The following is a 15,110-nucleotide window of genomic DNA, read 5'->3' on the forward strand; positions in this document are numbered from 1 at the left end:
CGATGATCCAGTTCCCGCCATACAGCCTCTCCGCCCACGCCTCCAGGTCCTCTCCGAGGCGCCACCAGTTCATGGCGATCGCATCGGGTTCCACATCCCCGAGCGTGCCGTAGTAGTAGACGTTGGTGTTGGGCACGAGGTACGCAAGGAGGGTGGTGTCGGCGGCGACGACGTCGTAGGAGGATGCGATTTCGATGGCCTCTGTTGCGTCGCTGACGTATCCCTCGTGGTCCCACAGGAGCTGGATCTGGGTCTGGGAGAGCATGAGCATGGTGGCGGTAGCGGCAATGCCCGGGCCGAGCTTCTTCCAATACCCTTGTGCGGAGTCGATGAGTGCGACGGCGGCCATTGGCATGAGGACCGCGGAGTAGTGGAACTCCCAACCCCAGTAGTACTCAACGTTGCCCACGAACCGCCACGCGAGCGTTGGGAGCATGACGAGCATGAAGGGGGAGCGCAGGCCGATGATGCCGGCGGCGAGGATGAGGAGAACGATGGTGATGAGCTTGTTCCCCATCCCCAACATCAACTGGTCCGCCAGAGACAGGTTGTCCGTGTAGTCCCACTGCCCCTGCGGATTGAGGGCAGGGAGCAGGACCAGGGTGGAGAGCAGGAACCAGATGAGGCCCCAGGCCACGAGGAAGCCGCCCCGCTTGAGATTCGTATGGGTTTGGTCCCGGAGATAGATGGCGGCGCCGAAGGCCGCCACGGTCAGCCCCAGGTCCTCCTTGACAAACACGAGTAGACAGAAGGCAACGATCGCGGGAGTGGTTTTCCCGCGCACCCACCACACGAGACCGAAGGCGATGAGGGGCACGGCGTAGGCGATCTCGTGGAACTGTGCCCACACAGCGTTCAGCAGACCCCACGACATGACGTAGGAGAAGCCGACGAGGGCGGCGGGGAACCTGCCAAGCTTCTCCTGGGCGAGACTGACGATCGGCCACACGGAGGCCGAGAAGAGCACGGCCTGGATGATGAGGAGTGTGGAGCCGGAGGGGAAGAGCCAATAGAAGGGTGCGAGGGTGACCAGGATGGGATGGAAGTGGTCACCCAGGAGGTTGTAACCGTCGCCCTTGATGTTGACGATCGGTGCCTCGAGATTAGCGTACGCCTTGGCCAGCTGCGTGAAGATACCCAGATCCCAGGATGGTGAGATCTGGTTGGACCACATGACCCACGAGAGGCAGATGTAGAGAACGCAGGCTACAAGGGTGAAACCCGCCGGCAGCAGCCTCCTAGTCACGGGGGCTCCCCATGGCTACACGAGGTCCTTGCGCTGCAGGTAGCGGAGCGCGAACCAGCCGAACGGCACCCTGCCCCAGAAGGTCAGGAGGCGGTAGATGAGGGCGGTGGACAGGGCGATCGAGTAGGGGATGCCGGCCACGGCAAGACCACCCGTGAGGGCCGCTTCCACGGGACCGATACCACCGGGGGAGGGAACGATCGAACCCAGGGTGTTGGAGATGAGGAACGTGAGCGCAAGGGTCATGATCGGAAGCGAGTACCCAAACGCGGCGAGCGTGAGGCCGAAGGCGGTGATGAAACCGATCGACTGAAGGAGCGAACCGACGATACCGAGCAGGATGCGGTTCGGGTGCGTCGTCAACCAGACCACGCGTGGCCACACCTGGTCGAAGGTGGGTCGGATCTTCGTGAACACCCACCGGCGAAGCGGCTTGATGAGGAACAGGGCCGCGATGATGGCGACGATCGCGAGGATCGACAGCATGAGCGAACCAGAAGGGAGCGACAGCCTGCCAATCTCACCCGTGAGGAGCGAGATGAGGATAAGGGAAATGATTGTTGTGAGCAGCTGGGCGATCTGCACGAGCGACACCGTGGCAACACCGAGGGTGGTCGAGACACCCTTCTTGTTGAGGTAGCGCAAGTTGAGTGCCGCGGGACCAATGCCTGCCGGCACCACGAGAGTAATGATCGAGGCCGCGACCTGCACGAGGGCGGTCTCACCAAGCGGTAGTTTCTCGGGCGTGTACGCCTTGAGGTGCAGAGCGGCACCGAAGTAGGTGAGGACGGAGCCCGCCACGAAGGCGAAGGCGATGAGCGCGGGGTTCGCCTGCTTGAGTGCCTCCCACAGCTCCGAGAAGTTGATGGAGCCAAGCAGAATGTAGATCGCGACCACGGCGATGATGACGGAGATGACGGTCTTGGGGGAGAACCTGCGGACGTCAATCTGCTGGTTGCCTTCGGTGGCGGGAACCATCTGCGAGATGGTTTCCCGGAGCTCCTTCGCGGCCTCCTTCGACAGGCTGCTGACGGTCTGCCTGGGGAGCACGCTACGCTGCATGACGGGGGCGGTCGTCATGAGCTGGGTGGTGCCGAGCTTGCGAGTAAAGGAGTCGATGGCCCGCTGGGGTCCGACGAGTCCGGCGATCATCGACAGCCCCTGAGCGAGGTCAATGTACCTGGATACCTCGGAGGCGGCGATGGTGCCGTCGTGCCAGTTCGTGAGGATCAGTTCGCCGTTGTCGATGAGCACGGCGTCGGCGTGAATGTTGCGGTGGGCGAGTCCACCAGCGTGCGCCCTCGTCAGGATCTCCCACAGCTGGTCGATCACCTGATCGGTCAGGTCCTCCTCCGGAACCGTGTCGATCGTGGGTGCCCGCAGAAGCTTCGTCATGATGACGACCGAATCGTCGGAGGAGGCAACACCCACAAGGTCTGGTCCGACGATGCCGTTGTGTTGGGCGGCGAGCGTCATGAGCGCTACCTGGTCCGCAGTGTCGTGGATCGACGCGTCGGAGCGGCGGTACTGGATGCGGAGGCGGATCTTGGACCACAGGGCGGACAGCCAGGAGAGGAGGTGACGGTCGCCGTCAAGGATCGAGGCGTGGTGCGCAACCCCCGAGGAGTCGATGAGGACGTAGTTGCGGGAGATCGTTTCCGATCGTGGCACCGTGAAGTTCTGGTAGTCATCAAAGGCCGCAACAGGGTCAGCGACGGCTTCGGGAACGATGGACTCGGACTTCGAATCCTCGTCCACGATGTCGATGGGGTCGAAGGTGCGGTCGATGAACTCCTGCAGTTGCTCGATACCGAACCGGTCGAGGTAGCCGACAAGGGTGTTCGTGGTGACGCGCCACGCTGCCAGGTCGTCACGCACAATGTCGCGGTCGACACGCACGATCTCGACGGCATCGACACCGGCCCTGCGGAACAGGCGAACGAGGTTGAGGCCGCTCGCACGCTCCGGAACCGTGCCCACAACGAACAGGACGAGCTGACCCACCATCGTGCCCATGAGGACGATCGAGATGGCTCCGGGCAGTGTCTGCTGCCCCTGCAGGATCGAGAGCACAACAGCGATCCACAAGAGCGGCCACGTCCACCGCACGCTAACCAAGGATCCCCTGGTGCCCGCGGCGGTGCAGAGCGCCGCAATGATCGCCATGTACGGCACGAGCAGGATGATCGCCTGCCCCTCGACGGCGACCGCGATCGTGTTCGTGATCGGAGCTTCCGGCAGGTATTCTTTGAGGAACCACACCGACAGATTGGACAGGACCCCGGCAAGAACCATGGCGAGGATCGAGCTGGTCAACGCCCGCCATCGCCGCGTCCACGTGAGTTCGACAAGGACTGCGAGCGGAGCGAAGAAGGTGAGGAGCCCTTCGAGCACGTTGATGGGAACAAGGAAGACGGTGGCAATGAAGTCGTTGGTGACCTCGTGGAGGTCCGTCGTGACAGCAAACGCCGTCGTCGACGCATAGACCGAAAAGGCCAAGACAACAACGATTCCCAAGAGGGAGCCGAGGGCGCCGAAAAGGTCGTTCGGGCGCCGGATCCACCGGTCCTCGGAATCAACGAGGAGAGCTGCTCGACGGTTCATGAGCAGTAAGTGTTACCGGGCCCTGTAAGGCTCGAGTCCTTCGCGTTCAATCTGTTCGATCGTAAAGGTCCCGGCCTCGCTAATGGCGGCCTGCAACTGCTCGTCCGAGGCCGTGCCGGTCACGATGACGGTCGCACGTGAGTCGTGACCGAGAGTCACCATGACCTGGTTGAGGGAACCAATGTTGGCGAGCGAGTCCGTCACTCGAGCAACATCGTTGTCTCCATTAATGCCCGAAAGAATGAGTTGAATCATTCGCCCTCCTCGCCATGACCTGCGGAATCGTTCTCGCCGTCGTTCGTGCCAGCGGAATCCCGCGCTTTGAAAAGCTTGCCATTGATCGCATCAATCAGCCAGTCAGGAGTCTGAGAAGCGGGACGCGGGTACTCCTTGAGGTCCTTCTCCCACTCGTCAACCGGGACCTGTGCGGCCCAGGAGGGCTTGTCGGTCTTGTTGAAACCAAAGTTGCCGGTACCGGAGGAATCGAACATGAACTTCGCGACGTAGAAGCCGCCCTCTTCATCCGTGTACGTGTTGCGCTTGAGTTGGCGCGTGTAGTGCACGATCGCGGTCGGAATCGACTTGATGCGCTCCGTCTTGCCGTTTACCGAGTATTCGCCCAGGAACACGAAGTGGTTGCCAACGATCTGCATGAACAGCGTGATGGTGTCGAAGTTGGCCGGTGCCGTGTTGACGATCAGCTTAAAGATGTCAGGGATCAGGGCCTTGGTGTCCGATAGGTCGCGGTTCTTCATGTCCTCCGGAACGGCGGGAACGATCTCGTCGATCTCCCAACGCTTCGGGGTTGCAACTCGCGCTTGCGCCTTGACGCCCTCGATCGGGACAGCTTTGACGAACACGGTCGGCGCGTAGCGAGAGAAGCCGTTGGCGCGAGAGTAGGGAGCGTCGGGCAGGAGCGACTGCACTTCGAGAAGGGTGTTGCCGTCGCGGCGGATGGGGCGCAGCACGCGGGAAGGTACGTTGTCGATCTTGGCAATCTTCTGTGCCTCGTAGATTTCCATGTCCTCCGTGTAGGCAATGCGCTTCGCGTAGAGGCCGGACTCGATCTTTTCGAAGCCGGCCTCCTGGCTGGGCAGGGCGGGAGCTACGAGGGTGACGGCGACGGGCTTGCCGTCCTCAAGTTCAACGTCGCACGGGATCTCGCCCCAGGACCTCTTGATGACGAGGCCAAGGAAGTTCGAGGGAACGATGGCCTTGAAACCCTCCTCGGTTTCCCAACCGTAGGCAACGCCGTGGTAGGCGGCCACCATCTCCGGCTCATCGGAATCGGGGGAGTACTTCCAGATCGAGGAACCCTCGGTTACGCGTGCGGGCTCAACCCACAGCAGATCCGTGGTCACGTTGCCGGCGGAGGCCTGGCCCGAGCCATCGAACGGAATGACCTCGAAAACGCCGCCAAGGAACGCCTCCGGGTGGAGGGGGCCAACGGCGTGGCGGGACTGCACGAGCGGTCCGGCTACGAGCTCAAGAACGTAGAAGTCCTTGTCCGGTTGGAAGGGGCTACCCTTGAATCCGATCTGGAACAGCTCGATCATTTCCTCGATGCTGTTGATCTCGTCCAGTGCTTCAGAGTCGACTGCCAGGCCCGAAATATAGTCGAGTCCGTTTATCAGGTAGCCGTTGATCTGTCCTTGCGTCAGGGGAAGAGAGTAAGTATTCGACACGATTCCTCAATCTTTTATGGTCCATAACCGAGACTACTGCATTAGAGTTACGGCATGCGTCTTGGAGTACTTGATATCGGATCAAACACTGTCCATATGCTCGTGGTGGATGCCCACTACGGTGCACGGCCCGCGCCCGCGGCCGACGATCGCACCGTTGTGCGCCTCATGATGTACCTCGAGGATGACAACACGGTGAACCCCGAGGGGGTGAAAGCACTCCAGGAGGCAGTGAAGCGAGCCATGCTGTTCGCTGAACGTTTCGGTGCCGAAGAAGTCATCGGTCTCGCCACCTCGGCACTGCGCGAAGCCGCCAACGGTCCCGAGGTTCTCGCGGGCCTTGAAGAGCTCGCTGGAATCAAGTTCTCCGTTCTATCCGGTAAGGAAGAAGCCGACCTCACGTTCCTTGCGGCACGCCGCTGGCACGGCTGGGCAGCCGGACGTCTTCTCGTTCTCGACATCGGTGGTGGCTCCTTCGAGGCCGCCTACGGCATCGACGAGAACCCGGAGTTCGCAGCTTCCGTGCCGCTCGGTGCCGGCAGACTGACGAAGAGCTACCTCAAGCACGACCCGCCCCAGCAGGATGAGCTGGAGGTGATGCGGAAGTACATCAAGGAGGAGATGAAGCCCCTCGCCGATTCCCTCAAGCAGCTTCCCAAGCCCGACCACGTCGTAGCCACCTCGAAGACCTTCCGCTCCCTCGCCCGTCTCGCAGGCCAGCTCGTTGCCGTCGTGGGTCCCACGGAACGCCGCCGCATGTCCCGTTCCGACCTTGAGGACTGGGTCGATCGTCTGGCGGAGATGCCGGCATCGGCACGTACCGCCCTCCCCGGCATCACTCCTGAGCGGACCTACCAGATCGTGGCAGGTGCAGAGGTTGCCCTGCGCGCCATGAAGGCGTTCAAGGTTGATCGCCTCGAGATTTGCCCCTGGGCCATGCGAGAGGGAGCGATCTTCACCTACCTCGAGACCCAGCGCCAGTCACTGGACTAGACATAGCCACTGGCTGAGTGGCACGGGACACCCTGCACTGACACGAGTCCCGCACGGGACGGGAAATAGGTTAGAGAAGAAGTAAGCAAGAGAAGTAGACAAACGGGAAGGTCGGGCAAATTGCCCGACCTTCCCAGTCTTTTGCTTGTCCTCAGTGAAGAGAACCGTGATACCTAGGGACGATCCTCGGTTTCGGGATCATCTCCACCGAAGTCGTGATCGGACGAAACGGTCGTGGAACCTGCGGCATCGACGGACTCGGACTGGTCCGTGGTGTCGGTGTGGTTAGCGACCTCGGCGTCGACTGCGTTCGGGTCGGCGCCTTCCTTCTTCAGCTTGATGTTGCGGAGCGTGCGGCGCGCAATCCACCAGACGAGGAAGACGACGATGGCGATGAGGACGATGCGGGAGAAGATGCCAACCCAGCCCTCAACGCGAGACCAGTTCTCGCCAAGAATGTAGCCGGCGTAGATCAGGACCGTGTTCCAGATGAGGGAACCGGTGAGCGTCAGCACGGTGAAGATCACGAGCGGCATCCGAGTCACACCGGCGGGAATGGAGATGAGGGAACGGAAGATCGGGATCATCCTGCCCAGAAGCACCGTCCACTTGCCGTGCTTATCGAACCACGCCTCGGTCTTGACGATGTCGTTGACGTTGACGAGAGGTAGTGCGCCCATGATCTTGCGGGTGCGTTCGCGACCCAGGGCCGCACCAACCGCGTATAGTGCACACGCACCAACAACGGAGCCGGCGGTGCACCAGATGATCATCTCGATGAGAGTGAGAGAGCCAAGGGATGCGGTGAATCCGGCCAGCGGAAGAATGATCTCCGACGGAAGGGGCGGGAAGAGGTTCTCAAGCGCAATGAGAAGGAAAGCACCGAATCCCCCGAGGGATTCCATGACACTGACTGCCCACCCAGCAATGCCAGTAAGATCCTGTTCCATTATTCTCCCAAGTAGTCGACGAGTTTCGAAGCTAGGCCAGTGTAACCCGCTGGGGTGAGCTCGAGTAGTCGAGCCTCAACGTCCTCGGGAATGCCGAGCGACTTGATGAAGTCCCTCATGACCTCCTCCGTGACCTTCTGGCCACGGGTGAGATCCTTGAGTCGCTCGTACGGATTGTCCATGCCCTCCGCGCCCTTGATGGAGGCGGCACGCATCGCCTGCTGGATGGGTTCTCCCAGAACTTCCCACGAATTGTCGAGGTCGCGGGCCAGCACAGCGGCATCAACATCGAGTCCGGCGAGTCCGCGTGTCACGTTGTCGATCGCGAGCAGGGAGTGGCCAAGAGCCACACCAATGTTGCGCTGGGTGGTCGAGTCCGTCAGGTCTCGCTGCAGGCGGGAGGTGACAAGAGTCGCGGACAGAGTGTCAAGAAGTGCCGAGGAAATCTCTAGGTTCGCTTCAGCGTTCTCGAAGCGGATCGGGTTCACTTTGTGCGGCATGGTCGACGAACCGGTCGATCCCTGTGCCGCCAGGTTCTGATGGAAGTAGCCGAGGGAGATGTAGGTCCACACGTCGGTTGCGAAGTTGTGGAGGATCCTGTTGACGCGAGCCACGTCCGCGTACAGCTCTGCCTGCCAGTCGTGAGATTCGATCTGGGTGGTGAGCGGGTTCCAGGTGAGGCCAAGGGACTCAACGAAAGCGCGGGAGTGCTTGGGCCAGTCCGCCTCGGGAAGGGCAACAACGTGGGCGCCGTACGTGCCGGTCGCGCCGTTGATCTTGCCCAGGTACTCGGTCCGGTGGATGCGTTCCAGCTGACGGCTGAGGCGCCACGAGAACACCGCCATCTCCTTACCCAGCGTCGTGGGGGTGGCGGTCTGGCCGTGGGTGCGGGACAGCATCGGCTGGTTGCGCTGTGCCTTCGCAAGATCAGCGATCTCATCGGAGAGATGGCGTGCCGCGGGCAGCCACACCTTCTCGATGGCCTCCTTGATCGTCAGCGCGTAAGCAAGGTTGTTGATGTCCTCCGAAGTACAAAGGATGTGAACGATGTCGGGGTACTTGACGCGCTTGCGCAGGTAGAATTCGACTGCCTTGACGTCGTGGCGGGTTTCGGCCTCAATCTCGGCCAGTTCCTTCGGGTCCACCACGATGTTGCGCATTTCTTCGCGTTCCTCGGGAGTGAACTCACCGGGCAGAATGCCGGTGTCAACGAGGTAAATGAGCCACTCGACTTCGACTGTCACGCGGGCCCGGTTGAGGGCATCCTCCGACAGGTATTCAACGAGTGGGGCAACGTATTCGGCGTATCGACCATCTAGCGGACTCAGAGTGCTCATGGGCAACATGCTAGTCGCGGGAGTGGCTCTCACGCTCGAGTAGTCCATCACGAACGCCTCACACGCATCAGCTGTGAGCGGCTTTGAAGAGTCGCGTGCGGTTCAGAAGGCGCCTGCGATGCGGTCACGACAGCGGCGCGTATGACAGCTCCGTTCGTGACAGTGCCGAAAGCGGAGGGGTCAGCTATTTCGTGTCAGGAGGACACCTGCAGTCCCGTATGGGAGCATTTCTGGTGATTGCCTGAGCCTGTTTCGTCACGGTCTGTTGTGACATGCGGAATGTCCTAGCAATCAAAGGCGCAAGTGGTAAAGATAAGACTATGACTCATGACGTGGCACCCTGGACACAGCACTACCAGCCGGGGGTTCCGGCTGAGATCGAAATGCCGACCGATTCACTGGTCGAACTCTTCGAAACCGCGGTCGCGGGTGGGCAGGATTCGCCCGCCATGACCTTCTTCGGCAAGGAAACAACGTACAGGCAGCTGGGCGAGAAGGTCGCGGCAGTAGCCGAGGGACTCCGAAGGCTTGGTGTTGAGGCGGGTGACAGGGTTGCCCTGGTCATGCCCAACTGCCCCCAGCACGTCATCTCGTTCTATGCGGCGCTCCGACTCGGCGCCATCGTTGTCGAACACAACCCGCTCTACACGAGCAGGGAACTTCTGGCGCAGTTCAAGGATCACCGCGCCAAGGTTGCCATCGCGTGGGACAAGGCTGCAGAGAAGATCTCCGGTCCCGAGTTCGGTCTCGACGCGATCGTCGCCGTCAACATGCTCGGGGAGTTCCCGGCAGTCAAGAGGCTCGCCCTGAACCTCCCGGTCAAGTCCCTCAAGTCAAAGAAGGAAGCACTCACCGCCAAGACCGAGGGCACCGTCGCCTTCAGCTCGCTCCTGAAGAACCCCGCACTCAGCACATCGCATCCCAAGCCCACGGTCGACGACATTGCTGTTATTCAGTACACCTCGGGAACGACCGGCACCGCGAAGGGAGCGGTACTCACGCACCGCAACCTCTACGCGAACGCACGCCAGGGAGCGGCATGGATGCTCGGAGCGGAAGAACGCAAGGAGAACGCTTACGCGCTCCTTCCCATGTTCCACGCATTCGGCATGACCCTGTACTTGACCTTCGGCATCCTCAAGCAGGCGAACCTCGTGCTGTTCCCCCAGTTCAATGCGGACATGGTGCTCGACGAGGTTAAGAAGCACCCGCCCACCATCTACTGTGCGGTTCCCCCGATCTATCGCAAGACCGCGGAACGCGCCCGCGAACGCGGCATCTCCCTCGCCTCCGCCAAGTACTGCATCTCGGGAGCCATGAAGCTCACGGACGATGTGGTTGAAGAGTGGGAGTCTCTCTCCGGCGGCCTGCTAGTCGAGGGGTATGGCATGACCGAGGCATCCCCCGTTGCACTTGGAAACCCGTTCCACCCCACGCGCCGCACCGGCACGATCGGCATTCCCTTCCCGTCGACCAACATGAAGGTCGTGGACATTGAGGATCCGGGCGTTGAGGTGGCGCAGGGCGAAGAGGGCGAGCTTCTCATCCAGGGTCCCCAGGTGTTCTCGGGTTACTGGGAGAACGAGGAGGAAACGAAGAAGACCCTGCTCCCCGGGGGCTGGCTCCGCACCGGTGACATTGTCACGGTCGACGAGGACGGTTTCACCACGATTGTTGACCGCGTCAAGGAACTCATCATCACGGGTGGCTTCAACGTGTCGCCCTCCGAGGTTGAGGGCATGCTGGTTCGTCACCCAGCAATCGAGGATGCTGCCGTCATCGGTATCGAGAGCAAATCGGGTGAAGAGGTCGTGGCAGCCGTCGTTGTCACTCCGGGTCAGACCCTGGATGCTGAGGAGATCAGGGAGTTCTGCCGCCAGTACCTGGCACGCTACAAGGTTCCTCGCCGCATCACGGTCATGAAGGAACTGCCGAAGTCGATGCTCGGGAAAGTCCTGCGCAAGCAGGTCAAGGCCCAGCTGGAGCCGTCGCTCAAGAACTAGCAGGGACGAACCCTCCTGCCGACCAAGATCAACGGAACGCAGGTATGGGGGACCATGGGTAAGGGTTCTGCGGAAGCATAAGGAAGCAAGGGTGTGGGCGGATCGATCGATCCGCCCACACAGCTTTGTCTAGGGTCTGCTTGCTCAGAGGTATCGGGAGGCTGTGCTGACTGTCTGGTTGCCGTAGCTGCCTCCGAAGAGGGAGGCGTGGACGATGAGAATGTGGAGCTGGTGGAGTCCGGTCCGTTCCTGCCAACCAGTAGGCAGAGGATGGACGGATTCGTAGCCGGCTATGATCTGCGGGAAGTGGGAAACACCGAAGACAGTGAGCTGTGCAAGATCGGATTCTCGGTGGCCGGCGTGGGAGGCAGGATCGATGAGGACACCGCCCGCTGGCGACCAGAGGACGTTGCCGGACCATAGGTCGCCGTGAAGGAGCGAGGGCCGATCATCGGTATCGAACGCGCCATCTTTCAGGCGTTCGCAGAGGGTTTCGATGATCTGCGCGCCCTCGTGGGTGATGGAGTGATTGGTCAGGGCTGAAGAGAGGTAGGGGAGTATCCTGTCCTCCGCATAGAACTCACCCCAGCTGCGTTCCCCGCCTGTCACGAGGGGCAGGGCTTCCTCTCCCATGGTTCCCGCACCGAAAGCCTGGAGATCAAATCCGGGAGGGGGCTCACCAAACACGCGGTTCGAGCCGTGCTCGTGGAGGCGAGCCAACATGGCACCGAACTCGTAGGCGTGCCCTGGAGTTGGTGACACGTGGTCGATCGCCTTGGTGGCAAGAGAGGTGTCCTTGACCCAGGCCAGTTCAGCGACGAGGGCGCCATGGGCTTTGAGGTCGCGCAGTCCCGCCGCCTCGAATGCGATCTGGCGGCGGGATCCTCTCTTGACGAACTCGGACACTACTTGCGGAACTCCCTGGGAAGGAACCAGTCAACAACCATGAGGATCACGGCAATGACGAAACCGCCCGCGATCGCCCAGGCGAAGCTGTCGACCGTGAGCCCCCACCCGAACTGGTTGGCGAGCCAGCTGGAGAGCATGAGCATGAGTGCGTTGACAATTAATACCCAAAGTCCCAGGGTCAGAATGTAGAGGGGGATGGAGAGAACAACGACGACGGGACGGATGATGGCGGAGATGGCGACGAAGATCGCGCCGGCTCCCAGGAGGTAGAGGGCGAGCTGGCCGTCGCTCTGAGCCTCCGGTGCCGTGATGCCCGGAAGCATCAGGCTCGTTAACCAGAGGGCGAGCGCCGTAATGACTGTACGCACAATGAACTTCATGGCAGAAACTCTACTCGGCAAGGCATGATGAGAGCATGAGCTACTTTCGATCCGACCTGACAAACCTTCCCGCCTACGTTGCCGGTAAGCCAGGGTCTGACCCGAGCATCATCAAGCTGTCGAGCAACGAAATGCCATTTGGAACCCTGCAGGCAGTGCGCTCTGTTCTCGACCGGGATCTCGACACTCTCAACGCCTACCCGGACATGGGAGCGGTTGCGATGCGTGAGGCGATCGCCGATTTCCATGGCGTCGACATTGCTCAGGTGGCGGTATCGAACGGCTCGGTCAACATGATCGAGAAGATTGTTGATGCGGTCTGTGACCCGGGCACCGAGGTCGTCATGGCGTGGCGAAGCTTCGAGGCGTACCCGATCGCAGTCACTCTCGCCGGCGCCGTCTCAATTCAGGTGCCCGTGACGGACGATGGTGAGCACGATCTGGTGGCGATGGCGGAGGCTGTCACCGACAAGACCCGCGCGATCCTCCTCTGCTCCCCGAACAACCCGACGGGCACGGCCTTCACCCACACGGAACTCGAGGACTTCCTTGGTCGCGTCGATTCCTCAATCCCGGTCATTCTCGACGAGGCATACATTGACTTTGCTCGCCTTGAGGACCCAGTGCGGTCCGAAGAGCTCCTGCAGTCCCACCCGAACCTCATCATCCTCCGTACCTTCTCGAAGGTGTACTCCCTGGCTGGTCTGAGGATCGGATACACCCTTGCTCACGCGGAAGTTGCTGAGGTTCTGCGCGCAATCGCCACCCCCTTCGGCGTCAACACCCTCGCACAGGCCGCCGCCATCGCCGCTCTCGGCGACACCGACGAGGTGAAGAAGCGTAGCGACTTCATCGTGTCCGAAAGGGAACGCCTGCTCGAGGCCCTCGACGGCCTCGGATACAAGATCCCCCGTTCTCAGGGAAATTTCGTGTGGTTCGCTATGACAGACGTGGAGCCCTTCGTTGAGGTCGCTAACCGCCACCTCATCACGGTTCGTCCCTTCGCTGGTGACGGCGTGCGCGTGACGATTGGCAGCGAGGAAGCAAACGACCGTATCATCGCCGCGGCCACGGAGTACTCACAGCGCGGCTAGTGCGCTCCCGGTTCGTGGCTTGATAGCCACGTTCCCGGTGGTCTTTCTATCGCTATCACCCACCGTTTCCTTGACCGGCAGTGCCGACAGGAAGCGGGGCGACATCGGGAGCTACCGTACTTTTCTGGTCATCGGCTTCTTTTCCCCCGCCGCTTGTCCTGCACCGCAGGTCATCCGCCTCTGGTCAGCCACTACGCGTAGCTTCTTTTCTGCTTTTCACATGAGGAGGGAGGCGGTGATGGCGAGGGTGGTGACAACCTCCCAGATCCCAATAGCCTTGACCGATACTCGCCTGCCGATCCTTGCCGAATAGGAGGCAACCCCGTAGGTGCGGGCCGTGACCGCCCACCACACGAGCGCGTGCAGGATCGGAACGATTCCCATGATCGCGAGAACGGTTGCGGCGATGGCGAAGACGGCATGATAGCCGACAGAGATCCAGAAGAATCTCTCGTTCCCGCGCTCGCGAATGTTGGTCTTGACGTAGAACGCGGTGCCGATGAAGTAGGCGGTGATTGAGGCCGTGGCGAGCCACATCCAGTCCCACGCCTCCCATCCGTGCCTGCCCGCCGGAAGTGTGCCCAGCAGGGTTGCGAGATGAAACGCGACGGGAGTGAGGAGTCCCGCTGCCAGGACCGTTACGACATCGTTGAGGAGGGAGCGGTCCTTGCGCTGCATGGACTGCCAGAGTGTGATGGCGACGAGGGGTGCGAAGACTGGGATCCAGATGAGGATCCCGGGTACAAAGATGGCGAGAGTCAGTCCCGCGATCAGAGTAAGGGTTCCGTAGACAAGGACGGGTTTGAGGTACCGCTGCTTCCTTCTCGACCGAAGCCACTGCCCTGTCGCAAAGAAAGCAAAGTAGCCGATCCACCACGTGACCAGCAGGAGCAGGTGCTCAGGATGGAAGGAGGAAAGGATCGTGCCCACAAACGGGGGCACGATAATCATTGCCCATGCGCCGTGATAGTTCGGTACCCATCCTTTTGATGACATACCTTAATTATACCGGAACATTCCGGCCCCAAGAGGGACCTTAGAAGGTGCGGCCGGACTCTCGGCTGACCTCGAAGCCGCGGCCCGAGAGCTGCGACCAGCACTCGACGGTGCTACCGTTGCCGCGCACCTCGCACGCGAAGGTGTCGTTTGCGTAGTTGCCGTCGCCGTTCTTGACGTTGTCGGACTGGACTCGCCACGCGCAGAGGCTATCGGCGTCGGTTGCTTCCCCAACGTTGAAGGTCTGGGTGTAGGTTTCGCACGTGTCTGGGACTGACGGGAACGAGTACGCGTAGATCGAGCAGGCAACGCGAGTATCTTCCATCGTGCAGTGAATGTTGCGGTTGCTGGTGGAGAAGTCGGTCAGTGCCTCGGCTCCTGCGGGTGCGGGACGTTCCTTCGTGATCCAGTCTGTGTTGTCGGTGATGTCGGCGAGGGAGAGGGGCACACCAGCGCCCGAGATGAGACTCGACATCTCAAGGGTGAAGTTCTTCGGGCACGTGTCGTCAACCTTGTTCAGGGTGTCGATAATGAGCTGGCGATCGTCGTCGGCAAGGCCACCCTCCTGCTCGGCAACCGTGACGAACTCGGACAGCGCACGTGCGTCAGTCTCGGCACTCTCACACGACGGAGCATCGACGATGGCGATGATGGCGTTGCGGGGCTGGACGAGGGGATCGGCCGGTTCGGTGCTTTCCTGATCGGTTGACTCCTGCTCCGTGCTGGTCGTGGGAGTGGCTGCCTGGGTCACGAGTTCGGTGCCGCCACGGATGATGGCGGACCAGATCAAGAAAATGACAATGGCGAGAATGATGCCGAGGAGGATCAGCACGGTCTTGATGCCGGAGCTTAAGCCGCGTTGCTGTGGATTATTGGGATCACTCATAGGTACTCAAATCGTCGGAACTTCCCG

General features: G+C 61.1%; 13 protein-coding genes. 3 read left to right on the plus strand and 10 right to left on the minus strand.

Annotation, left to right across the window (positions count from 1 at the left end; genetic code table 11):
• From QMB98_RS07460 to QMB98_RS07475, 4 genes are all read right to left on the minus strand, one after another.
• Positions 1-1,246, minus strand: a 1,246-nt coding sequence (locus tag QMB98_RS07460) for a DUF2079 domain-containing protein (RefSeq protein WP_371685069.1), incomplete at its 3' end; no start/stop codon positions are given.
• A 15-nt stretch (positions 1,247-1,261) separates the two neighbouring features.
• Positions 1,262-3,850 (minus strand): YbhN family protein, encoded by a 2,589-nt coding sequence (locus QMB98_RS07465; RefSeq protein WP_371685070.1) that lies wholly within the window; start codon positions 3,848-3,850, stop codon positions 1,262-1,264.
• A 12-nt stretch (positions 3,851-3,862) separates the two neighbouring features.
• Positions 3,863-4,105: a hypothetical protein gene (locus QMB98_RS07470; protein WP_371685071.1), complete on the minus strand. Its 243-nt coding sequence runs from the start codon at positions 4,103-4,105 to the stop codon at positions 3,863-3,865.
• Positions 4,102-5,535 carry a hypothetical protein gene (locus QMB98_RS07475; RefSeq protein WP_371685072.1) on the minus strand — a complete coding sequence of 478 codons (1,434 nt, stop codon included), beginning with the start codon at positions 5,533-5,535 and terminating at the stop codon, positions 4,102-4,104. The genes QMB98_RS07470 and QMB98_RS07475 overlap by 4 nt, the downstream gene beginning before the upstream one ends.
• Positions 5,536-5,589: 54 nt before the next feature.
• Here QMB98_RS07475 and QMB98_RS07480 point away from each other — a divergent pair, with 54 nt between their 5' ends.
• Positions 5,590-6,528 (plus strand): hypothetical protein, encoded by a 939-nt coding sequence (locus QMB98_RS07480; RefSeq protein ID WP_371685073.1) that lies wholly within the window; start codon positions 5,590-5,592, stop codon positions 6,526-6,528.
• Positions 6,529-6,701: 173 nt separating this feature from the next.
• Here QMB98_RS07480 and QMB98_RS07485 read toward each other — a convergent pair whose 3' ends face one another.
• Both QMB98_RS07485 and purB read right to left on the minus strand, forming a co-directional pair.
• A complete protein-coding gene (locus QMB98_RS07485) occupies positions 6,702-7,478 on the minus strand; it encodes a DedA family protein (protein WP_371685075.1) in 777 nt (258 codons plus the stop codon).
• Positions 7,478-8,815, minus strand: coding sequence for an adenylosuccinate lyase (gene purB, locus QMB98_RS07490; protein ID WP_371685076.1), 1,338 nt, complete (start codon positions 8,813-8,815; stop codon positions 7,478-7,480). The genes QMB98_RS07485 and purB overlap by 1 nt, the downstream gene beginning before the upstream one ends.
• Before the next feature lie 320 nt (positions 8,816-9,135).
• On the opposite strand from purB, the gene QMB98_RS07495 reads away from it, so the two are divergent.
• Positions 9,136-10,818, plus strand: a complete 1,683-nt coding sequence (locus tag QMB98_RS07495; RefSeq protein WP_371685077.1) for a long-chain-fatty-acid--CoA ligase — start codon at positions 9,136-9,138, stop codon at positions 10,816-10,818.
• A 144-nt stretch (positions 10,819-10,962) separates the two neighbouring features.
• Here QMB98_RS07495 and QMB98_RS07500 read toward each other — a convergent pair whose 3' ends face one another.
• Complete coding sequence (locus tag QMB98_RS07500) at positions 10,963-11,724, minus strand: fructosamine kinase family protein (RefSeq protein WP_371685079.1); 762 nt, start codon at positions 11,722-11,724, stop codon at positions 10,963-10,965.
• Complete coding sequence (locus QMB98_RS07505) at positions 11,724-12,107, minus strand: phage holin family protein (protein ID WP_371685080.1); 384 nt, start codon at positions 12,105-12,107, stop codon at positions 11,724-11,726. The genes QMB98_RS07500 and QMB98_RS07505 overlap by 1 nt, the downstream gene beginning before the upstream one ends.
• Positions 12,108-12,142: 35 nt before the next feature.
• Here QMB98_RS07505 and hisC point away from each other — a divergent pair, with 35 nt between their 5' ends.
• Entirely contained in the window at positions 12,143-13,201 is a 1,059-nt protein-coding gene (gene hisC / locus QMB98_RS07510; protein WP_371685081.1) for a histidinol-phosphate transaminase, read from the plus strand.
• Positions 13,202-13,417: 216 nt separating this feature from the next.
• Here hisC and QMB98_RS07515 read toward each other — a convergent pair whose 3' ends face one another.
• Together QMB98_RS07515 and QMB98_RS07520 are read right to left on the minus strand one after the other, a co-directional pair.
• Positions 13,418-14,197, minus strand: coding sequence for a YwiC-like family protein (locus QMB98_RS07515; RefSeq protein ID WP_371685083.1), 780 nt, complete (start codon positions 14,195-14,197; stop codon positions 13,418-13,420).
• A gap of 40 nt (positions 14,198-14,237) precedes the next feature.
• Positions 14,238-15,083, minus strand: a complete 846-nt coding sequence (locus QMB98_RS07520; protein WP_371685084.1) for a hypothetical protein — start codon at positions 15,081-15,083, stop codon at positions 14,238-14,240.
• Between the last annotated feature and the right edge of the window lie 27 nt (positions 15,084-15,110).

This window comes from Flaviflexus sp. (assembly GCF_041440645.1).
In the GTDB taxonomy this organism is placed as follows: Bacteria; Actinomycetota; Actinomycetes; order Actinomycetales; family Actinomycetaceae; genus Flaviflexus.

What these genes read in the sequence shown, in the direction of transcription:
- QMB98_RS07480 (WP_371685073.1), top strand. Translation starts at nt 5,590, where the DNA reads ATGCGTCTTGGAGTACTTGATATCGGATCAAACACTGTCCATATGCTC.
- QMB98_RS07495 (WP_371685077.1), top strand. Translation starts at nt 9,136, where the DNA reads ATGACTCATGACGTGGCACCCTGGACACAGCACTACCAGCCGGGGGTT.
- QMB98_RS07470 (WP_371685071.1), bottom strand. Translation starts at nt 4,105, where the DNA reads ATGATTCAACTCATTCTTTCGGGCATTAATGGAGACAACGATGTTGCT.
- QMB98_RS07505 (WP_371685080.1), bottom strand. Translation starts at nt 12,107, where the DNA reads ATGAAGTTCATTGTGCGTACAGTCATTACGGCGCTCGCCCTCTGGTTA.
- QMB98_RS07485 (WP_371685075.1), bottom strand. Translation starts at nt 7,478, where the DNA reads ATGGAACAGGATCTTACTGGCATTGCTGGGTGGGCAGTCAGTGTCATG.
- QMB98_RS07520 (WP_371685084.1), bottom strand. Translation starts at nt 15,083, where the DNA reads ATGAGTGATCCCAATAATCCACAGCAACGCGGCTTAAGCTCCGGCATC.
- purB (WP_371685076.1), bottom strand. Translation starts at nt 8,815, where the DNA reads ATGAGCACTCTGAGTCCGCTAGATGGTCGATACGCCGAATACGTTGCC.
- QMB98_RS07515 (WP_371685083.1), bottom strand. Translation starts at nt 14,197, where the DNA reads ATGTCATCAAAAGGATGGGTACCGAACTATCACGGCGCATGGGCAATG.
- hisC (WP_371685081.1), top strand. Translation starts at nt 12,143, where the DNA reads ATGAGCTACTTTCGATCCGACCTGACAAACCTTCCCGCCTACGTTGCC.
- QMB98_RS07465 (WP_371685070.1), bottom strand. Translation starts at nt 3,850, where the DNA reads ATGAACCGTCGAGCAGCTCTCCTCGTTGATTCCGAGGACCGGTGGATC.